Source organism: Arthrobacter sp. Soil736 (assembly GCF_001428005.1).
In the GTDB taxonomy this organism is placed as follows: Bacteria; Actinomycetota; Actinomycetes; order Actinomycetales; family Micrococcaceae; genus Arthrobacter.
The window spans coordinates 1-21,888 of record NZ_LMSB01000003.1 but is presented as its reverse complement, the minus strand read 5'-3'; the positions used below and the strand labels follow the sequence as shown (position 1 = coordinate 21,888).

Here is a 21,888-nt window from a genome sequence, read left to right as displayed (position 1 = left end):
AGATTTTTGACCTGCCGAAAGTAGCGCGCACCATGCCATCCCAACCGGACGAGAGTGCGGCACTGGCAATCCAGACCCCCGCGATCAACGACCGCTCCCTTGCGGCCGGGCTCGCGTATGCCATGGGCAGCCGCGTTTCCGGGATTTCCTTCGATGCCGCCACCGGCCTGATGCTGGGCAAGGTGCGCGGCGGCTCTGACGTGCCGTATTCGACCACCGCCAAGCTGGTCCGGAAGGCGGGCGGCTGGAGCTGCACGGTGGGCGTGTGCAGCTGCCCGGTCCGCAAGGACTGCAAGCACGTGGCGGCGCTGCTGTTCGCCGCCGAGGACAACCCTGCGATCCGGGTGAAACTGCTGTCCCCGTCCGAGGTTTCACGGCTGTCCCGCGAGCCGTCGCAGCCCGAGCTGGCGGACTGGGAGCAGGCGTTGAGCCCGCTGATTTCGCAGCCCAGCATCACTCCGTCCACGGGCGGCATCCCCCTGGCGCTGCAGTTCGAAGTGGAGGAACCGGCCCCGCACTTTTCCTATACGGGCCGCCGGGACCCCCTCCGCAGTGTCCGCCAGCTCAAGGCCCGGCCCGTGATCATGGGCGCCAAGGGCAAGTGGATCCGCGGCGACGTCTCCTGGAACACGCTGAGCTACCTGAATTTCCGCCGCGAGTGCAACGAGACGCACGTGGAATGGATGCAGGCCTTCCTCGCCGCGCACACCGCCGCCGCGAACAGGGCGCATTCGTCGTCCGCGCTCTGGCTGGGGATGAACACGTTCGCCGGCAAGAACCTATGGAGCCTGCTGGACGAGGCCAGGAAAATCGGCGTCGCATTGGTCCACAGCCGGGGGCAGGAACCGGTCCGAGTCGCGGAGGACCCTGCCGCCGTCGGCCTCAGCCTGAGCCGGTTCGGCAGCGCAGCGCCCGACGGCGGCGGGCTGGAGCTCGCGCCCACCATCACCGTTGAGGGGGCCGAGGTGGATCCGGCGTCGGTGGGTACCATCGGGCGCCCGGCACACGGCATCTTCCTCACGTCCGGCGGGGATGCGCTGCCGGGCGTCGCCGACACCGTGATCACGCTGGCGCCGCTGGAAAGCGGGCTCAGCGAGGAGCTCCTGACGTTCGTGACGGCGGGCAGCACGCTGCATATCCCGGCGCGGGACGAAGGCCGCTTCCTCACCGGGTTCTACCCCAAGCTCAAGCAAACGGCCCGGGTCACGGCAGCGGACGAATCAGTGGAGCTGCCCACCCTGGCCGTGCCCAGGCTGTCGCTGCTGGCCAACTACGGAGCGGACCACCGCGTCAGGCTGCACTGGGAATGGCATTACACGTCCGGAAACCTCGTCACCGCGCAGCCGCTGTGGCGCCATCCGGGCGATCACGGCTACCGTGACGATCCCGCCGAGGCCCGGATCCTCGAAGCGGTGGGCCAGCCGTGGGACGTGGTACCGAAGCTCGGCGAATCGGCCACCGGCGGCTGGGGCACGCCGCGCCTCGCGGCCACATCCGAACTCAGCGGGCTGGACACCCTCGCGTTCACGGAGGAGGTCCTCCCCCGCCTCCGGGACACCCCCGGCGTCGAGGTTGACACCTCCGGCGACATTGCGGACTACCGCGAGGCCGAAGAGGCTCCCGTCGTGGCCATTTCGACGAAGGCGACCGACCAGCGGGACTGGTTCGATCTCGGCATCGTGATCACCCTCGAAGGCCAGCCGGTGTCCTTCGCTGCGCTGTTCTCCGCCCTGGCCGCCGGCCAGACGCGCATGCTGCTTCCGAGCGGCGCGTACTTCTCGCTGGACCTTCCTGAACTGCACCAGCTGCGGGCCCTGATCGACGAGGCGCGCGAGCTGCAGGACAACAAGGACGCGCCGCTGCAGATCAGCCGTTTCCAGGCGGGCCTGTGGGACGAGCTGGCGCAGCTCGGAATCGTCGATGAGCAGGCCGCCGCGTGGCGCGAGGCGGTGGGCGGGCTGCTGGAGGGCGGCGTGAAGGGCCTGCCGCTGCCGGCCAGCCTGAACGCGGAACTGCGGCCGTACCAGCTGGAGGGCTACAACTGGCTGAGCTTCCTGTACCGGCACGGGCTCGGCGGCGTGCTCGCGGACGACATGGGCCTGGGCAAGACCGTGCAGGCGCTGGCCCTGATGTGTGCCGCAAAGGAGCACGCCCCGGCTGGCGGGACTCCGCCGGCTAAGGGGGCGCCGTCTGACGGCAACACAGCGCCCGACGGCGGCACTCCCTTCCTGGTGGTGGCCCCCACGAGCGTCGTGGGCAACTGGGAGGCGGAAGCCGCCCGCTTCGCCCCGGGCCTGACGGTGCGTGCCATCGGCGAGACGTTCGCGAAGACCGGATCCGACCCCGCCGAGGCGATGGCCGGCGCGGACATTGTCATCACGTCCTACGCGCTGTTCCGGATCGACTACGACGCCTACGCCTCACGGCGCTGGGCCGGACTGGTCCTGGACGAGGCCCAGTTCGTGAAGAACCACCAGTCCAAGGCTTACCAGTGCGCCCGGAAGCTGCCGGCAGCCTTCAAGCTGGCCATCACGGGCACGCCGCTGGAGAACAACCTCATGGAGTTCTGGGCGCTGACCTCGATTGTGGCGCCGGGGCTGTTCGCGAGCCCCAAGCGGTTCGCCGAGTATTACCAAAGGCCGGTGGAGAAGAACGGTGACAAGGGGCAGCTGGACAAGCTCCGCCGTCGGGTCCGCCCGCTCATGATGCGCCGCACCAAGGAGCAGGTCATCCACGACCTGCCGCCCAAGCAGGAGCAGATCCTGGAAGTGGTCCTCAACCCGCGGCACCAGAAGGTCTACCAGACGCACCTGCAGCGCGAGCGCCAGAAGATCCTGGGCCTGATCGAGGACGTCAACAAGAACCGCTTCACGATCTTCCAGTCGCTCACCCTGCTCCGCCAGCTGAGCCTGGATGCCTCGCTGGTGGATGAGTCCTTGAGCGGGGTGAGGTCCAGCAAGCTGGACGTGCTGTTCGAGCAGCTCGAGGACCTGGTGGCCGAGGGCCACCGTGCGCTGATCTTCAGCCAGTTCACGGGCTTCCTGGGCAAGGTCCGCGACCGCCTCGTGGAGGAGAACATCGAGTTCTGCTATCTCGACGGCAGCACGCGGAACCGCACCGACGTGGTGAACGAGTTCAAGAACGGCGCGGCGCCGGTGTTCCTGATCAGCCTCAAGGCCGGCGGCTTCGGCCTGAACCTGACCGAGGCGGACTACGTGTTCCTGCTCGACCCGTGGTGGAACCCGGCGTCCGAGGCGCAGGCTGTGGACCGCACGCACCGGATCGGCCAGGCCAGGAACGTCATGGTCTACCGGCTGGTTGCCAAGGACACCATCGAAGAAAAGGTCATGGCCCTGAAGGCCAAGAAGTCCCAGCTCTTCGCGGACGTCATGGAGGGCGATGCGCTCTCCGGCGGCTCACTGACGGCGGAAGACCTGGCGGGGCTCTTCAACGACTGACGACCGTCCAGATGGCCCGCGTGGCGTGACCCGCTGCTGATGACCCGCGGCTGATGACCCTCGAATAGGCAGCGGCCGGCGCCGTCACGGGCGGGAGCGCCGCCCGCGTCCGGATCCACCGGCCAAGCGCCTTGCCCTTGCCCTTCCACCAGCTGTCCTCGTCGCTGTCGGTGCGCCACCGGTAGGTCACGACCACCAGCACGAACATCCCGGCAGTGACGTCTGGCCATGCGGCGCGCGCCGCGTCGATCAGCACGCTGCAGGCCGTGAACAGGATCGCCGGCGGTGCGAGGGTCCGGAACACCGTGTTGGCCAGGTAGCGGCGGTGTGAACGGGGAACGGAGAGCGCCCGGACCATGTCGAAGCAGGCGCACACCACCACGAGCGTTTGCCCCAGGGTCAACAGGATGGAACCCGGCAGCGATCCTGCGAATTGCACGGCCGACGCCAGCCCCGGGTTCATGGCATGCCTCCGGCCGCTTTAGGACCGGCCGCCGTGAACCCCTGCCGGGGCCCGGCCGGATTTCCCGAAAAGTTCATGTTGGTGCCCCCCACCGATCTGGATCGTTGCCCTGCCAGGACCATTCAACGGCCCGCCGTGCGTGGGAGTCACGCGAGGCGGCTACCCGTCTTTCCGGGCCGGCACTACCCGGACTTTTCCGCAGTACGCAGCTGGCCATCCCGCGCAACGCAAAAAGTGAGCCTTGACACACCGTTCCGGCCCATGTCATGGTTGCAACATCAGATGGTCAGACCAACTAACCAGCTCGACAGATTTGCTCTACAAGGAAGTAGCTCATGAACCTCTACTCACTGATGCAGAAACGAACGGCCACCCAGGGACCCATCCGGGTGGGAGTCATCGGCGCCGGAAAATTCGCGTCCATGTTCCTGACCCAGGCGCTCAATTCGGAAGGCATCCACGTCGTCGGCGTCGCCGACATCGACGTCCTCAAAGCCAAGGGCGCGCTGCAGCGCACCGGCTGGCCGGCCGAGCGCTACGCCGCGAAGAACTTCACCGAGGCACTGCGTCACGGAACAACGTTCGTGACGGACAGCTCTGCGGACCTGATCCGGCTCCCGCAGGTCGAGGTCATCCTGGAGGTCACCGGCAACCCGATCGTCGGCACCGCTCACGCGATCCAGAGCATCGACAACGGCAAGCACATCATCATGGTCAATGTTGAAGCCGACTGCATGGTGGGGCCCATCCTCCAGCGGCGCGCCGAGGCGGCCGGCGTGGTCTACTCGATGGCCTACGGGGACCAGCCGGCCCTGATCTGCGAAATGGTCGACTGGTGCCGGACCGTGGGATTCGACATCGTCGCGGCCGGAAAGGGCACCAAGTACCTTCCCGAGTACAACTACTCCACGCCGGACACGGTCTGGAACTACTACGGCTTCAGCGACGAACAGCTGGCGTCAGGGGACTTCAATCCCAAAATGTTCAACTCCTTCCTGGACGGAACCAAGTCCGCGATCGAGATGGCAGCCGTGGCCAACGGCACCGGGCTGACTCCGCAGGACGAAGGGCTCTTCTTCCCTCCGGCCGGCGTCGATGACCTGCCGCGCATCTACCGCGAGAAGTCCGTCGGCGGCATGCTGACCCGTCGCGGCACGGTGGAGATCGCCTCGAGCCTGCACCGCGACGGCACCGAGGTGGAGCGGGACCTCCGCTGGGGCGTGTACGTCACGTTCGAGGCGAAGACCGACTATGCCGTGCAGTGTTTCGCCGAGTATGGCGTCAAGACCGATTCGACCGGCCGCTACGGCTCGCTGTACCGCCCGTATCACATGATCGGGCTGGAACTGGGGGTGAGCATCGCCTCCGCCGTCTTGCGGGGCGAAGCGACGGGTGCACCCACGGGGTTCCGCGGAGACGTCATGACCACGGCCAAGAAGGATCTCAAGGCAGGCGAAGTGCTCGACGGCGAAGGCGGCTACACCGCGTTCGGAAAACTTGCCCCGGCGGAACTATCGCTCGAGCGCAACGCGCTGCCGCTCGGACTCGCGCACGGCATGAAACTCAAGCGTGACGTTCCCAAGGACGGCACCGTGTCCTGGGACGACGTCGATGCCGATGAGACCCTGCTGGCCGTGCAGATCCGGCGCCAGCTCGAGAGCGAATTCCGTTCGGAAATGCCGCTCGCCAGGTAGGTCAGACCGTCAGGCCGGCCAACTACGATGGAAGTGCTGCCGGCGGCGGGCCGGTGGCAGGAAATCAACGAGGTGGACGGCATGACAACAGAAGCATGGGAACCCGTACAAAGGGTCCGGACCTACGAGCAGGTAATGGCCCAGATCGAGGACCGGATCCTGGACGGACGGCTTAAGGCCGGGGACAAACTGCCGAGCGAACGGGATCTGTCCGCTCTGCTCGGAGTATCACGGCCCTCCCTGAGGGAGTCCCTCCGCGTGCTGGAGGCCCTGGGCATCGTGGACATCCGCCCCGGCGGCGGTGCCGAGGGAGGCGCCGTCCTGGTGGGCGAGCCCGGTTCCGGGTTCGTCAACCTGCTCAAGCTCCAGTTGGCACTCGGCCAGTTCGACCAGACCGAAGTGCTGGAAACCCGGATCGCACTGGAGACCTGGTGCTGCGAGGAAGCCGCTCAACGGGCCACCGAACAGGACCACAGGGAACTGGGCCTGATTCTGGACAGGATGGATGATCCGGACATCGGCACGGCCGAGTTCAACAGGCTGGATGCTGCCTTCCACGTCCGGATCGCCGAATCCACGGGGAATTCCCTCAGTGCACACCTCATGGGATCCCTTCGGACCGCCATCAACCGGCAGATGATCGAAGCCTATGCCCGGCTTGAGAACTGGAAAGAAACGGCCACCGTGGTGCGCCGCGAACACCGGGACATCCTCGACGCCCTGCATCGTCGTGAGCCGGCGGAGGCCAGGCGGGCCGTGGGCGACCACATCCGCAGTTTTTACAACATTGGAAACGTCGAGGCCTGAACCAGCCTCGGTGACGCCGGAGGACCGGCCTCACCTGGTACAGCGCCTGCGGCACTCGGGGACGGGGAAATCCCTGTCCCGTATCGAAGGAGATATGGACGCAGATGAGCGCTCTCACGCAAACACACGCTCGGCAGGCTGAGCACGGTTCACCCGACAAACTCAAGGTCGCGATCGGCAGCGCCGTCGGAACCACGATTGAAAACTACGACTTCCTCGCCTACGGGACGGCCGCCGCACTGTACTTCGGCAGCGCCTTCTTCCCTGGCCAGGATCCCCTCGCGGCAACGCTGCTCGCCTTCGCCACCCTGGCGGTGGGCTTCGCGATGCGGCCGCTCGGCGGACTCATCGGCGGTTACCTCGGCGACAAATACGGACGCAAGCCGGTCCTTGTAGGTGCACTGTTGGTGATGGGAGCCGCAACATTCATGATCGGCGTCCTGCCGACGTACCAGCAGGTGGGCGTGCTGGCCCCCATCCTGCTCGTTGCGATCCGCATCATCCAGGGTCTGGCGTTCGGCGCCGAATGGGGCGGAGCCATCATGATGACGTTCGAGCACGCCCCGTGGCGCAAACGCGGACAGTACACGGGCATCCCCCAGGCGGGCGTCCCGCTCGGCCTGCTGCTGGCCAACCTCGTCTTCCTCGGCACCACAGGGTGGAATAACGAATGGTCCTGGCGCGTGCCGTTCCTGGCCAGCTCCATCCTGATAATCGCGGGCATCATCATCCGGATGAAGGTCAGCGAATCCCCCGAGTTCGAGGAAACCAAGGCACGCGGAGATCTCGTCAAGAACCCGCTGCTGACGGTGATCAAGGACGACTGGCGCACCATCCTCCGTGTGATCGGGCTGCGCCTGGCGGAGTCCGGCGGTTTCTACGTCATCGTCACCTACCTGCTGTCCTACATCACCACCAACAAGATCGTGGATCGGCAGACCGGACTGACCGGGCTGGTGCTCGCCGCAGCGCTGGGAGTCGTCGCCACCATCCTCTGGGGGCGCCTCACCGACAGGATCGGACGCCGCAAGCTCTACATCGCCGGCTGCGCGGGCATCATCCTCTTCGGATTCCCGCTGTTCCTCATGGTCAACACCGCGGTCCCGTTCCTGATCGTCCTCGTGTACATCATCGGGCTGCCGGTGCTGCATGACATGCTGGCGGGCGCCCAGGGTGCCTGGTTCTCCGAACTGTTCCAGGCCAACACGCGGACGTCCGGGGCATCAATCGGCTACCAGTTCTCTGCCGCGATCTCCGGCTTCATCCCGCTCATCGCTGCTGCCACGGCAGCGGCCTGGGGATGGAGCGGCGTGTCAATCGTCTACATTGCCTGCGGCGCCATCGGGCTCATGGCAGCGCTGTCCACCAGGGAAACCTGGAGCAACCGCGAAAAGAAGGAAGTCAGCGAACTGATCGCGTCAAACAGGTAAGACCGCGTTGTTCCCGGGCCGGCATCCGGCCCGGGAACAACTGTGCGTTAACGGTGCCCCCGCGTTGGTGGAGGCTGTCGCGTTAGTGGAGGTCCTCGCCCTAGCGGGTAGCGGTCGGTTCGGGCAGCGCCACCCGGCCCGCGTCGTTGGCGTTGCACGGCAGCGGATCCAGGTGGCTGATCCCGAAGGTAGTGATCTGCAGAACCCGGGCCGTGGCGATGTCATAGAAAAGGCCGGTGACATGCACTTCGTCCGCCTGGAGTGCCTTCTCAAGGCCGGCGTGCCGCTGCAGCCGCTCCAGCTGTACGGCCACGTTGACCATCGCCAGCTGGTCCACGGCTCCGTACCCTGCCTCTGCCGCAGCCGCCTGCACCGGGTGGCCGGCGCGGACTGCGCCCAGGCTCGGCCGGCCGTGCTCCAGCCACGCTTCAACTGAGTTGCGCTTGGCCGCGTCGGCAGGGCCCGCCTCAGCCAGCAGGCCCGTCATGGCGCCGCAGCCCGAGTGCCCGCAGATGACCACCGACTTGATGGAAAGCTCGTTGAGCGCGAAGTCCAGGGCGGCTTCAACCGAGGGGTCAAGGCTTTGGCTTCCTACCACGTTGCCCACGTTCCGGACCGTAAACAGGTCCCCCGGGCCGCTGCTCGTGATGAGGTTCGGCACCAGCCGGGAATCCGCACAGGTGATGAACAACGTATCCGGGTCCTGGAACGAGGACAGCTCCTGGACATGGGGCCGCAGCAGGTGCGCATGGCGGCGGTGGTAGCTGTCCACACCGTTGAGCACCGACCGCACGGGAGCCGGGATCCGCTCCCCCGTGACGCCCAGAGCCTCGGCCACGCCATCACGCTGCCAGCTGCGCCACGGGGCAAAGCCGCCGCGGAGCGCGGAACGCGAGTTGCCACGCACGGGAGGGCCTGCCTGCGCGTCATGGAGCCTGGCGGTGCCGCTTTCCTCTATCTCCACGCTGCCGCCGTTGCCCACGTGCCGCAGGCGCCAGGCATCCAAGGTGTCGTGGACCGGGTGGTCAAGAAAATCGACGTCCAGTTCAACGGTCACCCGCGAGGCCGGCGGCACCGAGGCCAGCACCTTGCTGAGACGCGGGAGCGAGAGGAAGCTGCAGGACCCGTCAATGACCACGCGCCAGCGCTGCCCGTCCGGTCCGCCCAGCGGCTCTGCGTGAATCCTGGCGCGGACCACGCGCCACACGACCAGCACCACGGCCAGGCCAAGGCCGGTCAGCACTCCCGCCAGGAGGTTGACGAACACCACCGTGAAAAGTGTCAGCGCATAGACCGTCATGTCCCCCGTCAACCGGGCGGTCTTGAAGTCGGCCACCTTCACCAGCCGCATGCCGATGATAATGAGCAGGCCCGCCAGCACGGCCTCCGGAACCAGCTGGATCAGCCCGGCAAGAAGCAGCGAGAACACCAGGACCCAAATGCCGTGGAGCACGGCGGACTTGCGGGTCCGCGCCCCGGCCTCGATGTTGGTCGCGCTGCGCACGATCACGCCGGTGACGGGAAGGCCGCCCAGCAGGCCGGACGTCATGTTAGCCGCCCCTTGGCCCAGGAGTTCACGGTTGAAATCCGTTCGCTCGCCGTGATGCATCTTGTCCACGGCGACGGCGGACAGCAGCGACTCGATGCTGGCCACCAGGGCGATGGTAATGACGCCCACGACGACGGCGCCCCACTCCCCTTGCGGAACATGCGGGATGGACAACGCGTCCAAGAGAGAGCCGTCGAAGGTGATCCGGTCGACGTCGGAATTGAACGGCAGCGACAGCGCCGTACCGGCGATCACCGCAACCAGCGGGCCCGGGACGCGGCGGACTGGCGCCGGCATGTGCTTCCACGCGAGCAGCAGGATGATGACCACGGCCCCGAGGAACGCTGCCTGCGGGTCCAGGGCGGCGATGCTGGCCGGAAGCGACGTGACGTTCTGCCATGCTGCCTCGCCCGCCTCGGCGCCGAGCATCACGTGCAGCTGCTGCAGGACAATGATGATGCCGATCCCGGCCAGCATGGCGTGCACGACGACCGGCGCGATGGCCAGCGCCACGCGTCCGACCCGGGCCAGTCCGAGGAGCGCCTGCAGAACGCCGGCGGCCACGGTGATGGCACAGGTTGCGGGCCAGCCGAACTGCTCGATCAGGCCGGCGACGATGACCGTCAGGCCTGCGGCGGGGCCGCTGACCTGCAGCGGCGAGCCGCCGAGGCTGCCCGCCACGATTCCGCCGACCGCCGCCGCGATGAGGCCTGCCATCACCGGTGCCCCGGACGCCGCAGCGATGCCGAGCGACAGTGGAACGGCAACAAGGAAGACCACCAGGGACGCGGGTAGGTCCCAGCGAAGTCCGGATTTCAGGAGCGTGAGGAGCGGGGGCCGGCTGTTGGTAGTGGGGCGGGTTTCGGGATCCGTGGCGGCTGGGGCGGGCATATCAGTCCTTGGCTCGTTCGAAGGTTCCCGATCCACGCTATTGACGCGCCAAGGACGGCCGCAAGGTTGCCGGCGGTGAGAAGAAACACCGAGGTCAGCCGCAACAAAGCGCCTAACACAGCCCAAATCCATTCGTTTGCATAAACACCACACACTCCCGGACGGTCAACGCCGGGAGGGCAGGCACGGCCGCATCATGCATCCCGGGCTTTGCTGCCGCGGGAGGCCCGGGACGGGATGCGCCCGCGGGGGATGCCCGAAGTGTGGGGACGGAAATCAGCGGCCGGTTCAAGTCAAGTTCGCCGCCGCCGTCGCAGTAGGCATGCCACGCCGAAGATATTTTTCGCCGGGTGTTGGTTGCGACGGGGTCGCGCTCGTGATTATTGGCCCCGGCCGCGGCAAACGCCTGCGCCGGCTAACGGCTGCGCCGGCTATTTCGCGGCTATGGCAAGGAACCGGATGGGCAGGTCCAGCAACTCCAGCGGGCCGTGAGGCCATAACGGGGCGGGCGCCGCCCGGGACGCTATTTGCAGCGGCGGTGGCCCGGGACGCTGGCAATGCGCTGCCTCAGCCGTTCGGGGCGCTCACCGATTGCACGGACCCGGCCTTGGCCGTGATGAACTGGCGGATCCATCCGATGGTTTCCGGATGATCGAGATGCAGGCCGTGACGCGCGCCGGGGACCTTCACCAGGGTGGAACGGCGAATGTGCTGATGCAGCAGGACGGCGTTTGGCAAGGGGGTCAGTGCATCGTCCGTGCCGTGCAGGATGAGCGTCGGGGCCTGGATGGACCCCAAATGGCGCCACGCATCGTGGTCGCGGCTGGCCTTGAAATGACGGGATTTGGCCCAGGCCGATGCCTTGGAGTCGAAAAAGGTGCGCACATCGTCAGGGTGCTCCCCTGCCCATTGCGGATCAAAAAACAGCGGCGCCATGCGGTCCAAGTCTCCGCTCAGCAGTGCTTTCATGGCGGCGGCATTGCCCTCGCCCCGGGCTCGTTTCCCTCCGCTCGTTGCCGCAAGGAACAGTGTTCGCACGCTTTGGGGGTTGTCGATCGCGAGCCATTGGGCGACCCGGCCGCCCATTGAGTGGCCATACACGTGTGCGGCCTCGACGCCGGCGGCTTGAAGGACGGCGGCCGCATCGGCTGCAAGCAGCCTCGTTGTATAGCGGTCCGCGCTGCCTTTGCCGCTGCCGCCGATCCCGCGGTGGTCATAGCGGATGACACGGAAATGATGCGCCAGGGCCTGAGCTGCGGGCCCCCATCCGGCCATTCCTGTTGCTTGGCCAGCGATCAGCAGCAAGGGCTCCCCTCGCCTTCTTCAGCCCACGCTAACTGGGCACCGTCAGGGGCCAGGGCAATCTTCACCTGCACACTGTACCCAGCGGGTTCCCTCACCGCTGTGGTGCAGCACACGCTGTGGTGCAGCACACGAAACCACGACGGCGGCCCTCGTCGTCCGGATTGGGTGAAACCGCGCTGCGCCCGCTCACGATTATGTCAGCGGGCGCAGCGCCGGGACGCTGCTTAGCGCTTGACGGCGTCGAGCTTGAGCATCTTGGCGATGACGCCGTCAAGCTCGGAGTCGTCGAAGATCTTCTTCCAGTCGTCCTTGATGATGGTGTCCTTGCCGTACTGGATGGCGATTTCGCAGGCCTCGGAGAACGGGTTGGAGCCGCGCAGGGCGTTGGTCAGGGCGATCTGCACGTGGCCGAACAGCATGGCCTTGGCGGCTTCCTCCGGAACGCCCGCGGTGTGCACGGTCTCGTGCAGGGCTTCGTTGAGCAGGGTGCCGATCATGCAGGCCACGGTCTCCACCAGGGTGGGCTCGAGGATGGCGAGCTGCTTGACGGTGACCCAGTGGACATCGATCACGGGGGCGTAGATCGTGCGGATGACGGCCTCGGCCGAATCGCGGGTTGCTGCCGGCGTGTCCTCGTCGATCGCGGCAACGACGTTCTGCGGGGCGCCCTGGCCGCCGAAGGTGTCGGCCCATTCCTCCTTGGTGGTGCGCTCCAGGAACACGGACGGGTGGCACGGGTGCGCAACGGCCTGGACCACGTCGTCGCGCTTGGCCAGCAGCCCGGCGTAGGCGGCGGCCGGGTCCAGGGTAAGCAGGATGGCGCCGGACTTCATCTGCGGCACCACGCCTTCGGACACGACGCCCAGGACGGTGTCCGGAACGGCGAGGATCACGACGTCGGCGCCCTTCACGGCGTCATCCGTGCTGGTGATTTCGCGGCCTTCGGCGCGCACGCGGTCCTGGCCGGCGGGGGAATTTTCGCTGTAGAACACGGTGTGGGCGCTCTTCTGGAGGTTCGCCGAAACGCGCATCCCCATTTTGCCTCCGGCTCCGATGACGGCGACGGTCAAGTTTTCTGCTGACATTTCATTTGCTCCTTAGGAAATCGAGGCTTTGCTGGGTCCACTGGTTTTCGAGGCGGACGGTGTCCGCCTCGGAGTCCTGCCACGGCAGCCAGTGTTCGACGATCTGGTTGATGCTTCTTTCGTGGGGCTGAAACTTTCCGGCCATGTAGTCATAGTCGAGAAGGCCTTCGCCGAGGGGCGCGCCGGAGTATGTGAACCCGACCCACCCCTCCTTGCGGCTGAACGCAAAGTCTTTGATGTGCATGTTCAGGACATAGGGCGCGACGGCGTCAATCACCTCACGCGGCATCTCCAGCGCCGCGACCGTGTTGGCCGGGTCGCTGCAGATGCCAAGGAACGGGCTGTCCACGCGGCGGATGACGTCCAGGATCCGGGCGGTGGGGACCTGTTCGTAGGTTTCGACGGCGATCTTCACCCCGGCTGCCTCGAACTCCGGCAGGACTTCCTTGAAGATGGCCACCGCCTCCTCGGCAGGGGGTGTGTGCCCGGGGACGTTGAACATGGTCCGCAGCAGCGGCGCGCCCAGGATGCCGGCGATGTGCAGGAACTTCCGCAGGTGGTCCGGGCGGATGCCCTTGGTGCCCAGTTCCAGCGCGATGCCCAGGCGGTCCGCCGTGGTCCGCACGGCTTCCAGTTCCGCATCCGTCATGGCTTGCAGCGGTGCGTAGTCGCAGATCTGGAAGAGCTCCACGCCCAGGGCCGCGGTCTTCTCCAGGGCCTGGTGGATGGTGATTGGTTCGGTGACCGTGTCCGAGAGCTGCCAGAAGAAGGCGTAGGAACTGAGTCCGATTCTTGAGCCCGGGCCGATGGTTGAACTCATGCCCTTCCTCCCACTGGGGACACCAGGCCGAGCCGTTCGGCCGTCTCGTCCAGGATGTCCCGGAGCGCCGCCGGGTTGTGCGCGAAGCGGCCCAGGAACAGGCCGGCGACGGCGGAGTCCAGCTGGCTGATCAGGCCGGGGCCGGCGCTGCCGCCGTAGATGACCCGGCTCCCTTCCTGGCCGGGCAGGGTGCGCAGGTGCGCGTCCAGCCCGGCGATGACGGCGCTGATGTACTCCGGCGTGGCGGGTTCCGGGGCGCCGATGGCCCACTGCGGTTCGTAGGCCACGATGGTCCGCCCTGCAGGTCCGAGGGACTGTGCCCGGTTCAGCGCGGCGTCGATCTCGGCCGTGCACCGGGCGATGGCTTCTTCCACCGATCCCTGCTGCAGCTCGCCGACGCACAGGACAGGGGTGAGGCCGTTCCGGTAGGCGGCGGCCGTCTTGAGCCCGATGACCCTGTCATCCTCGCCGAAGATCAGGCGGCGCTCGGCGTGGCCGATCTCCGCGTACCTGCCGCCGAGCTCGGCCACCGTCTTGCCGCCGACCTCGCCGGTAAAGGCACCTTCGTCCTCCCAGAAGATGTCCTGGGCGCCGGCTGCTGCCCCGGCCGCGCCGAGAATCCGCGCCGCTTCGGGGAGGACCGGAAGGATGGGCAGGACGAACAGCTCGATGTCGCCGCTCTGCACTGCGGGGTGCCCCAGCGCGATCGTGGCCACCTCGCGGCAGTAGTCAAGGGAACGCTGGTAGCCGAAGTACATCTTCAGGCTGACGCCGATGATGGCCTTCGGTTTTGTTGCTGTCTTAGCAGGAAGTGACACCTTCATAGTCCTTAATCAGGGTGACCTTTTCGGCCGAGGCAGACGATTCGTCAAACGTGTAGGTGAGCCATTCGCGGGCGAGCCGGCGGGCCAGTTCGAGGCCCACGACGCGTTGGCCGAAGGCGAGGACCTGGGCGTTGTTGCTCAGCACGGAGCGTTCCACCGAGAAGGAGTCGTGCGCGGTGACGGCGCGGACGCCGGGGACCTTGTTCGCGGCGATGGCCACGCCCAGGCCCGTTCCGCAGACCAGCAGCGCGCGGTCGGCCTTGCCGGCGGCGATCAGCTCGGCGGCGGCGATGGCCACGGACGGGTACGGGGTGTGGCTGGTGGCATCGACCCCGACGTCGGTCACGGACTCGACCAGGTCGGAGGTCTCCAGGTCCGCCTTCAAGGCTTCCTTGTATTCGAATCCGGCGTCGTCGGCTCCGATGACCAGGCGCAGTTTGGCGCTCATGCGTTTTCCTTAACTGTGTTGTTCTCGGCGGGGGTGTTCTCGACGAGGGTGTTGTGGATGGCCCGGACGATCAGCGCCATGGAGACGGCGCCGGCGTCGGGGGTGCCGAGGCTTTTCTCGGCGTGCGGGCGGGCGCGGCCCATGAGGGGCAGCAGCTGGGCGGTGTCCTCGGCGGACTGCTGGGCAACGGTGGCTGCGGCGCCCCAGGCGTCGGTGAGGGACTGCCCGGCGTCCACTCCGGCAATCAGGGCGTCGCGGAACGGGACCAGCACGTCCACCAGGGTCTTGTCCCCGGGCTTGGCCTTGCCGAAGTCCATGATCGCGGCGGCGGCCTGCGCGACTCCGGCGGCGACAGCGCCGGCGTCGGGCCTGCTGCTGTCCCCGACCGCGTCGCCCACCGCGCGCAGGGCCATGCCCCAGAGGGCGCCGGAGGTGCCCCCGGCCTTGTCGGCCCAGGCGTCAGCGGCCAGGTGAAGCGTTGTGCCGGCTCCGGCACCGCGGGCGACGGCGTCCGCTGCGGCGTCGACGGCGGCGCGGACGCCGCGCTCCATGCCGATGCCGTGGTCACCGTCGCCGGCGATCGCATCAATGCGGCCGAGTTCGTCGGCGTTGGCGTCCACCACGTCCTTCGCGGCGCCGAGCGCGGCGAGGACCCGGGCGGCACCGGCGCGCGATTCTTCCGTCGCCTCCGGCAGGGGAAGTTCGACGTCGGACGGTCCGCCGCCGTCGGACGCCTCCGCCAGCGGAGCCGCGGTGACCGCGCCGCGGCGGAAGGCCGGGGCGTCGGCGGGGGCGTTCCAGAGGGTCTCGAGTTCGTCGTCGAGCCAGAAGAGGGTGAGGGAGGTGCCGGCCATGTCGAAGCTGGTGACGAGCTCGCCCACCTGCGGATCCACGGCTTCGAGGCCGGCTTCGGCCAGGAGCTGGGCGACGCGGCGGTAGACGACGAAGAGTTCCTCGTACTTGATGCTGCCCAGGCCGTTGAGGATGGGCACCAGGCGAGCGCGTTTGTTAGTGTCGCGCGGCGACGGAAGGCCTTCTGGGACTTCGGTCAGGAGCTTGGCGACCAGCAGTTCGGCGAGTTCGTCCGCCGTCGGGATGTCCGTCTCGTTGATGCCGGGTTCGCCGTGGATGCCCATGCCGACTGCCATCCGGCCCTCGGGGACGGAGAACAGCGGATGGTCGGCGCCGGGAAGCGTGCAGCCGCTGAACGCGACGCCGAAGGAGCGGGTGCGGTCGTTGGCGCGTTCGGCGATTTCCACCGTGGCGTCCATGGAGTAGCCGGCCTCGGCGGCTGCGGCGGCCACCTTGAACACGGTCAGGTCGCCGGCGATGCCGCGGCGCTTGGCGCGCTCGGCGAGCGGTGCGGAGGAGACGTCGTCGGTGACGGCGATGCTGCGGCAGTCGATGCCGTCCTTGCGGAGGCGCTCCTGGGCCTGGCTGAAGTGCAGGACGTCGCCGGCGTAATTGCCGTAGCCCAGCAGCACGCCCGCGCCGTTGTTGGCGGCCTTCGCCACGTTGTAAACCTGCTGGGCGGAGGGGGACGCGAAGAGGTTGCCCATCGCCGCGCCGTGCGCCATGCCCTGGCCCACCAGGCCGGCGAACGCCGGGTAGTGGCCGGAGCCGCCGCCGACCACCAGCGCCACCGTCTCCGGGCTGCTCTGCGTGTTGCGGACGACGCCGCCGGAGACACGCTTGACCCAGCGGCCGTGGGAGGCGACGAAGCCTTCGATCATCTCGTCGGCGAAGGCTGCTGGTTCATTGAACAGGCGGGTCATGGGGAGCTCCTGGGCCTAACTAAGGGGAAGTCGGTTCGGGGTGGGGCGGCTGGCGGGTTTGGCTGGCCGCGGTGATTGAGCCTGGGGCCCCGACCGCCGGGTTCCCTGACCGAGCTTGCGAGGTTAGGGGGCGGTTGGGGAGCGAAATCGGTCTCGACAGGCTCGACCACCGGTTTGTTGGGTTGGAGCGGGGACGCCCTCCGGGTTAGGGGGACGCCCCCGGGTTTGCTACGGCTCGGCGTGGTGCCCGGCTCCCGCAGGGTCCAGGGCTTCGGCAGGGATGCCTTCGCTGACCTTGCCGGAGCGGCTCAGCACCACCATGAGGATGGAGGACAGGAGCATGAACCCGCCGACGACGAACATCGGCACGGTGTAGCTTCCGGTCAGGTCCTTGAGCCAGCCGGTGATGTACCCGGCGCTGAAGCCTGCCAGGTTGCCTACCGTGTTGATCAGGGCGATGCCCGCTGCGGCCGCTGCGCCGGTGAGGAACTGCGTGGGTACGGTCCAGAAGTTGGGCAGCGCGGCGAAGATGGACATGGCCGTGATGGTGATGACGGCGATCGTTGCGGCCGGTGAGCCGGCGAACAGTGCCAGCGGGATGCTGAGGGCGCCGGTCAGGGCCGGAACGGCGATGTGCCAGGTCTTGACGCCGCGCTTGGTGGCGTCCTTGGACCAGAAGTACAGGGCGAACGCAGCGGGCAGGTACGGGATCGCGGTGATCAGCCCCTTCTGGAACACGTCGAACTTGGTGCCGTACAGGCCTTCGAAGCCGGCGATGATGGTCGGCAGGAAGAAGCCCAGGGCGTAGAGGCCGTAGATGAAGCCGAAGTAGATGGCGGACAGCATCCAGACCCTGCCGTTGCCGAAGACAGTGCGGACGCTGACGTGCTTGTTGCTGGCGGCGGTCTCCTTCTTTTCCTTCTCCAGGGCGCCGGTCAGCCAGGTCTTTTCCTCTGCGGTGAGCCACTTGGCCTTGGCCGGGGAATCGGCGAGGTAGAACCAGGCGATGATGCCGATCAGGATGGCGGGGATGGCAACGCCGAAGAACATGAAGCGCCAGCCTTCAAGGCCGAAGAAGACGCCGTGCTGCTGGATGAGGAGGCCGGCCAGCGGGGCACCGATGACGGTGGTCAGCGGCTGGGCCAGGTAGAAGAGGGCGAGGATCTTGCTGCGGTGCCGGGACGGGACCCAGAGGCTCAGGAAGAGGATGGCGCCGGGGAAGAAGCCGGCCTCGGCCACACCCAGGATGAAACGCAGGATGTAGAGCTGCTCCACGCCGCCCACCCAGGTGAACAGGAGGGACACGATGCCCCAGCTGACCATGATCCTGGCCAGCCAGCGGCGGGCTCCGAACTTGTGCAGCGCCAGGTTGCTGGGGACCTCGAGCAGGATGTAGCCGATGAAGAAGACGCCGGACGCGAAGCCGAACTGCGCTGCCGAGAGGGCAAGGTCGGTGTTCATGCCGTTGGGGCCTGCGAAGGAGATAGCCGTCCGGTCCAGGTAGTTGATGAAGAACATCAAAGCGACGAACGGCACCAGCCGGATTGCCACTTTCCTGATTGCGGATTTTTCGACCACCGGTTGTGTGGTGTCCACGTTGACTCCTAGATGTTGATGTCCCGGCCGCATCCTGCACTGGAGGCGTGGGGTTGGTCTCAATGCCTTCCGCCGGCAGGGGACCGGCAGTGGCTAAAGCGTGTGAGATCAACCATAGGTCCGGAACCGCAAATTGGTCAACCGGTTGACGTATTTTTCTTTTCGTCGCCACCCGCGCCGGAAAGTCGCCAGCCGGTTGCTACGCTTTGGGGGTGTCCGAAAATTCCGCAGCCGCGACGGCTAAGATCAGTGCCGCCCTTGGTTCGATGGAACAGGGGTCCGTTGTCTCCGAAGTGGCGGAGCGCCTTCTGGCGTACTTCACCAGCGGCGACATCCCCGTCGGGACCAGGCTGCCGGCCGAGCGCCAACTCGCGGCCTCCCTGGGAGTCGGCCGGTCCGCCGTGCGCGAAGCCCTGGCGGCGCTGGAGATCCTGGGCATCGTCATTGTCCGCCCCGGCTCCGGTACGTATCTGCGTGACGGCATTTCCGAGCTGCTGCCGCGCACGCTCAGCTGGGGCCTGATGCTGGGAGCACCCCGGACGCGCGAACTCGTGGAGCTCAGGAGCGGCCTGGAAGTGCAGGCCGCACAGTTGGCCGCGGAGCGCATTGGAGACGACGCCCTCGGTCGCATGCGCGCCAACCTCCAGACCATGGAGGACAACCTCGAGAACCTGGCCGCCTTCGTGGAGGCGGATGCCGCGTTCCACCGCGAAATCGCGGTCAGCTCGGGCAATCAGGTGCTCCGGGAACTGCTCCAAAGCATCCGCTCACTGCTGCGCATCTGGGTGGACCGCGCACTCACCGACGAAGGCCACGCCGCAGCCGCCCTGAAAGAACACCGCGAGATCTTCGTCGCCCTCGAAGCGCGCGATCCGGCCGCCGTCACGGAAACGATGCGGTCACACATGGCCACGGCATCCCGGCGGCTCCTCGCCGGATTCGACGCCGCGCAATAGGCGGCGGTACCCCGCGTCCTCTTGAGGAGATGAGAGCGGTGGCAGGAAAGGTTCCTGACTTCCCCGCTTCGTGACGACCCGCTGCTTGCAGCAGGTTCTGTCTCCGAGGAGATCTGTCGGCTCACCTTCCCTGCCACTCACCATGGGCGACCGGGCCGGACGGGGTAGTGACTTGATAAGAACGTGCAGCTTAGCTCTTCAATGCTCTGTCCGCCCCGCCCGGTCAACCGTGCTCGCCTCCCTCCAACCATCGGCAGGAATGAGCAGGCATGACACTTACAACGACACAGCCAGTCAGGACAGTAACGATCGGAGTCGACACCCACTCACTGGTCCATCACGCAGCAGCGATCGACCAGGACGGCCGGAAGCTGGGTGACCAGCAGTTCCCCGCCAGCTTGTGAGGGACTCAGCAATCAAGACCCGCAGCGCAGCCTGCATTCAACTGCGCGACCTCCCACTCACAGCTCCCGGTGACAGAACCAGGCTGGACGCTAAGACTCTGGAAGGTAATGCCCCGCAGGCCCGCGCCTTACGCCCGGCCCTCGGCCGTATGCACGAACCCAAGCAAGCCGTGAAATACGCCCTCCGCGAGCTCGGCCGCCGCGTCTATGACCTCACCGCCCAGATCAAGCACCTGGCCAAGCACCTGGCCAAGCTGGTCTTCGCTGTCGCGCCCAACACCCTAGCCCGCCGCAGGTCGGACCGGTCAGCGTCGCACAACTGCTGATCACGGCCGGCGAAAACTTCGACCGCTTCCGCAACGAAGCCGCCTTCGCCCGCCTCTGTGGCGTGGCGCCCATCCCGGTTTCCTCTGGTAAGTCACACCGGATGCGGTTTCACCGAGGAGGCAACCGGCAGGCGAACTGGGTCATTTACCTCATTGCGATTTGCCGGCTTCGCTACGATCCAAGGTCCCAGGCCTACCGGGACCGCAAACGTGCTCAGGGGCATTCCTCCTCAGACGCCATCCGCTGCCTCAAACGCTTCATCGCCAGAGAGCTCTACTACGCACTGAAGGCAGATCTTCAAGGGAACGCCGCCGCGAACACGGCCGAGCGGACTGCTTAGTCAGCCATTCGCGCAACTTGATCCAATCAATTTGTGCTTCCACGGCAGCCTTGGTCTGTAATCGGGCGGGGTTCTCCTTGAGTCAATAGGCTGTGCTTATGGCAACCATGTGGTGGAAATCCTTGCCGGATTTTGAACGCGATCTTAATTCCGCAAACGATGCTCGCGTTGAAGTGATGCGCCAGTGGGCAAGCGACCACGAGGACGCCGCCGACGCCAGCGGATCGGGGCGAGCACCTAAGGCGAGACGTCATTTCAGGCTGATGCGGGTCGCTGCAGAACGGGAACTAGCGAGGCGGCGGCCACTGTGAAAGTTGACGGCGTCTGCGCGAGAGATGGGCTCGCAGAGCCTACAGAACTCCAATCAGCCGTCGGAAATGCTCCCTGGCAATCCGGAATTCCACCCGGGTTGGCGGGCTGTCACGTAGATGGAGCATCCATTGTTCCCTAACAAAGGACGCATTCAGGCCAGCTTCACCTTTCGCCGCATACCGCTCCTCTACGGTGTCAATGAAGTCGTGAAGGGCCCCGGCAAAGGCCAGGTAACTGTCGTCGACGTCTGCCGCGTCCACTACGTCCTCATCGAGAAACGCCGGGTGGACGGCGCAATTTTTGATGGCCCGGATCTTGTGGGCGATGGCAGTGGTGGCTCGTTTTTTCCCAAACATTTCTCACTCTGTTTTCGCCGCTGGGACACCATTTCCGAGAGCAGTAGTCCTGCTCAGCTCGTGTTTTATGCTGGCGCAGTCACCCGCTGCTCAAGGTGGCTGCTAGTCTTCCACGACCTCGACCCTGGCTTTGATACCTTTTGCTTTGAGGCTGGCTCGGAGGATTTGGGCCAGTCGTTGATTGTCTTGGCCAGCAAAATACATGTCGTAGCTCCCTTCGCCAGCGCCGTCACCGTCGTATTCTCCAGCGCCTCGTTCAACGACCCGCCGCTCCAGTTCCTCGGCAAGGCGCCGATAAGAATCCCGTTCATCGTCCGTTCCGAACTCTGATGAGACAGGCAGACTCACAATCACCTGGGCGTCAAAGGTTGCGCTGGCCATTGCCTCTTCCAGCTTTCGATTCCAGTAAAAGCCTATGGCGATAAGGCCCAAGAATCCGGCTGCCATTAGCGAAACACCCCACACGCGTTCACCTGTCACCAGCAGTACAGCGCCAACCAGGAGGGGTATTAGTGGTGCCCAGAGCCCGCTTCCGAACACGGAATTATGGCCGCCTTCAGCTCCATTTACACGATTTGATCATCACCCTAGCGGCAAGATTGAGGGTTATTGCGCCCTGCCAACCCTGCAGGCGACTTTTCTATAGGAACATCACTGCCTGCCGCCGATCACGCTGGCGCGGGCGCAGCTACTTTACTGAGCCTGCCCGGCTCGATAGCTCCTGAGCGCATCTTCTTTGATCCATTTTCTGGTCAGGAAGACGTCCAGAACGAGAGACACGGGGAAGGCGATCCAGAAAATCCACAGAGGTGCGAGGCCCGCAAAAACCAATGCCATGACTACAAGGATCACGGCACCAGAAGCATAGTTGTAGATGCGCCGCCCCGGACTAGCTCCCAGCGCTTCTTGTCGCTCGCGAATGTAGGTCAGCATCGAGTCCCCCTTTTGTGGCTCTTCGCGGTTCGTGGGGAAATTGATTCCCGGATGAGTGTCATGCCGCCGTCCGGACGGCACTGGTCATGAGAATAACCGATTTGTAATTGCCTGC

The 21,888-nt window shown here is 66.2% G+C and carries 19 protein-coding genes; 9 read left to right on the top strand and 10 right to left on the bottom strand.

Features of this window, described 5'->3' with window-relative positions; all coding sequences use genetic code 11:
• The first annotated feature begins 32 nt into the window (after positions 1–32).
• Positions 33–3,458 carry a DEAD/DEAH box helicase gene (locus ASG92_RS03200; RefSeq protein ID WP_056624402.1) on the top strand — a complete coding sequence of 1,142 codons (3,426 nt, stop codon included), beginning with the start codon at positions 33–35 and terminating at the stop codon, positions 3,456–3,458.
• Here ASG92_RS03200 and ASG92_RS03195 read toward each other — a convergent pair.
• Entirely contained in the window at positions 3,448–3,921 is a 474-nt protein-coding gene (locus ASG92_RS03195) for a hypothetical protein (protein ID WP_240986981.1), read from the bottom strand. The genes ASG92_RS03200 and ASG92_RS03195 overlap by 11 nt on opposite strands.
• A gap of 335 nt (positions 3,922–4,256) precedes the next feature.
• On the opposite strand from ASG92_RS03195, the gene ASG92_RS03190 reads away from it, so the two are divergent.
• The 3 genes from ASG92_RS03190 (at position 4,257) to ASG92_RS03180 (ending at position 7,852) form a co-directional block, all read left to right on the top strand.
• Complete coding sequence (locus tag ASG92_RS03190) at positions 4,257–5,615, top strand: Gfo/Idh/MocA family oxidoreductase (protein WP_056624399.1); 1,359 nt, start codon at positions 4,257–4,259, stop codon at positions 5,613–5,615.
• 81 nt (positions 5,616–5,696) lie between these two features.
• Positions 5,697–6,422 (top strand): FadR/GntR family transcriptional regulator, encoded by a 726-nt coding sequence (locus ASG92_RS03185; RefSeq protein WP_056624668.1) that lies wholly within the window; start codon positions 5,697–5,699, stop codon positions 6,420–6,422.
• A 104-nt stretch (positions 6,423–6,526) separates the two neighbouring features.
• A complete protein-coding gene (locus ASG92_RS03180; protein WP_056624396.1) occupies positions 6,527–7,852 on the top strand; it encodes an MFS transporter in 1,326 nt (441 codons plus the stop codon).
• A gap of 100 nt (positions 7,853–7,952) precedes the next feature.
• On the opposite strand, the gene ASG92_RS03175 is transcribed toward ASG92_RS03180, so the two are convergent.
• The 8 genes from ASG92_RS03175 to ASG92_RS03140 all read right to left on the bottom strand — a co-directional run bounded on the left by ASG92_RS03175 (position 7,953) and on the right by ASG92_RS03140 (position 18,145).
• A complete protein-coding gene (locus ASG92_RS03175; RefSeq protein WP_056624392.1) occupies positions 7,953–10,292 on the bottom strand; it encodes a bifunctional SulP family inorganic anion transporter/carbonic anhydrase in 2,340 nt (779 codons plus the stop codon).
• A gap of 567 nt (positions 10,293–10,859) precedes the next feature.
• Positions 10,860–11,597: an alpha/beta fold hydrolase gene (locus tag ASG92_RS03170; protein ID WP_157372079.1), complete on the bottom strand. Its 738-nt coding sequence runs from the start codon at positions 11,595–11,597 to the stop codon at positions 10,860–10,862.
• A 224-nt stretch (positions 11,598–11,821) separates the two neighbouring features.
• Positions 11,822–12,682, bottom strand: a complete 861-nt coding sequence (locus ASG92_RS03165) for a phosphogluconate dehydrogenase C-terminal domain-containing protein (protein WP_056624389.1) — start codon at positions 12,680–12,682, stop codon at positions 11,822–11,824.
• A 1-nt stretch (position 12,683) separates the two neighbouring features.
• Positions 12,684–13,502: a sugar phosphate isomerase/epimerase family protein gene (locus tag ASG92_RS03160; RefSeq protein ID WP_056624387.1), complete on the bottom strand. Its 819-nt coding sequence runs from the start codon at positions 13,500–13,502 to the stop codon at positions 12,684–12,686.
• Entirely contained in the window at positions 13,499–14,320 is an 822-nt protein-coding gene (locus ASG92_RS03155; RefSeq protein ID WP_240986980.1) for a triose-phosphate isomerase family protein, read from the bottom strand. The genes ASG92_RS03160 and ASG92_RS03155 overlap by 4 nt, the downstream gene beginning before the upstream one ends.
• A complete protein-coding gene (locus ASG92_RS03150; RefSeq protein WP_056624383.1) occupies positions 14,304–14,774 on the bottom strand; it encodes a ribose-5-phosphate isomerase in 471 nt (156 codons plus the stop codon). The genes ASG92_RS03155 and ASG92_RS03150 overlap by 17 nt, the downstream gene beginning before the upstream one ends.
• The gene (locus ASG92_RS03145; protein WP_056624381.1) at positions 14,771–16,549 is read right to left on the bottom strand and encodes a dihydroxyacetone kinase family protein; all 1,779 of its coding nucleotides are present in this window, start codon (positions 16,547–16,549) and stop codon (positions 14,771–14,773) included. Before ASG92_RS03145 ends, ASG92_RS03150 begins: the two co-directional genes overlap by 4 nt.
• A 228-nt stretch (positions 16,550–16,777) precedes the next feature.
• Positions 16,778–18,145, bottom strand: coding sequence for an MFS transporter (locus ASG92_RS03140; RefSeq protein WP_056624378.1), 1,368 nt, complete (start codon positions 18,143–18,145; stop codon positions 16,778–16,780).
• A gap of 212 nt (positions 18,146–18,357) precedes the next feature.
• Between ASG92_RS03140 and ASG92_RS03135 the strand changes: the two genes are divergently transcribed.
• The 5 genes from ASG92_RS03135 to ASG92_RS28070 all read left to right on the top strand — a co-directional run bounded on the left by ASG92_RS03135 (position 18,358) and on the right by ASG92_RS28070 (position 21,170).
• Positions 18,358–19,101 (top strand): FadR/GntR family transcriptional regulator, encoded by a 744-nt coding sequence (locus ASG92_RS03135; RefSeq protein WP_056624376.1) that lies wholly within the window; start codon positions 18,358–18,360, stop codon positions 19,099–19,101.
• A 269-nt stretch (positions 19,102–19,370) separates the two neighbouring features.
• Positions 19,371–19,505 (top strand): IS110 family transposase, encoded by a 135-nt coding sequence (locus ASG92_RS29500; RefSeq protein ID WP_240986979.1) that lies wholly within the window; start codon positions 19,371–19,373, stop codon positions 19,503–19,505.
• A 149-nt stretch (positions 19,506–19,654) separates the two neighbouring features.
• Positions 19,655–19,831, top strand: coding sequence for a hypothetical protein (locus ASG92_RS29495; protein WP_240986978.1), 177 nt, complete (start codon positions 19,655–19,657; stop codon positions 19,829–19,831).
• A complete protein-coding gene (locus ASG92_RS29490; protein WP_346762977.1) occupies positions 19,825–20,172 on the top strand; it encodes an IS110 family transposase in 348 nt (115 codons plus the stop codon). Before ASG92_RS29495 ends, ASG92_RS29490 begins: the two co-directional genes overlap by 7 nt.
• A gap of 440 nt (positions 20,173–20,612) precedes the next feature.
• The gene (locus ASG92_RS28070; RefSeq protein WP_157372076.1) at positions 20,613–21,170 is read left to right on the top strand and encodes a hypothetical protein; all 558 of its coding nucleotides are present in this window, start codon (positions 20,613–20,615) and stop codon (positions 21,168–21,170) included.
• Between the two features lie 363 nt (positions 21,171–21,533).
• On the opposite strand, the gene ASG92_RS03115 is transcribed toward ASG92_RS28070, so the two are convergent.
• Positions 21,534–21,773, bottom strand: coding sequence for a hypothetical protein (locus ASG92_RS03115; protein WP_056624369.1), 240 nt, complete (start codon positions 21,771–21,773; stop codon positions 21,534–21,536).
• Between the last annotated feature and the right edge of the window lie 115 nt (positions 21,774–21,888).

Excerpts from the sequence above, each read along its gene's own strand:
- ASG92_RS03200 (WP_056624402.1), top strand. The coding sequence starts at position 33 with ATGCCATCCCAACCGGACGAGAGTGCGGCACTGGCAATCCAGACCCCC.
- ASG92_RS03195 (WP_240986981.1), bottom strand. The coding sequence starts at position 3,921 with ATGAACCCGGGGCTGGCGTCGGCCGTGCAATTCGCAGGATCGCTGCCG.
- ASG92_RS03190 (WP_056624399.1), top strand. The coding sequence starts at position 4,257 with ATGAACCTCTACTCACTGATGCAGAAACGAACGGCCACCCAGGGACCC.
- ASG92_RS03185 (WP_056624668.1), top strand. The coding sequence starts at position 5,697 with ATGACAACAGAAGCATGGGAACCCGTACAAAGGGTCCGGACCTACGAG.
- ASG92_RS03180 (WP_056624396.1), top strand. The coding sequence starts at position 6,527 with ATGAGCGCTCTCACGCAAACACACGCTCGGCAGGCTGAGCACGGTTCA.
- ASG92_RS03175 (WP_056624392.1), bottom strand. The coding sequence starts at position 10,292 with ATGCCCGCCCCAGCCGCCACGGATCCCGAAACCCGCCCCACTACCAAC.
- ASG92_RS03165 (WP_056624389.1), bottom strand. The coding sequence starts at position 12,682 with ATGTCAGCAGAAAACTTGACCGTCGCCGTCATCGGAGCCGGAGGCAAA.
- ASG92_RS03160 (WP_056624387.1), bottom strand. The coding sequence starts at position 13,502 with ATGAGTTCAACCATCGGCCCGGGCTCAAGAATCGGACTCAGTTCCTAC.
- ASG92_RS03150 (WP_056624383.1), bottom strand. The coding sequence starts at position 14,774 with ATGAGCGCCAAACTGCGCCTGGTCATCGGAGCCGACGACGCCGGATTC.
- ASG92_RS03145 (WP_056624381.1), bottom strand. The coding sequence starts at position 16,549 with ATGACCCGCCTGTTCAATGAACCAGCAGCCTTCGCCGACGAGATGATC.
- ASG92_RS29500 (WP_240986979.1), top strand. The coding sequence starts at position 19,371 with ATGACACTTACAACGACACAGCCAGTCAGGACAGTAACGATCGGAGTC.
- ASG92_RS29495 (WP_240986978.1), top strand. The coding sequence starts at position 19,655 with ATGCACGAACCCAAGCAAGCCGTGAAATACGCCCTCCGCGAGCTCGGC.
- ASG92_RS03115 (WP_056624369.1), bottom strand. The coding sequence starts at position 21,773 with ATGCTGACCTACATTCGCGAGCGACAAGAAGCGCTGGGAGCTAGTCCG.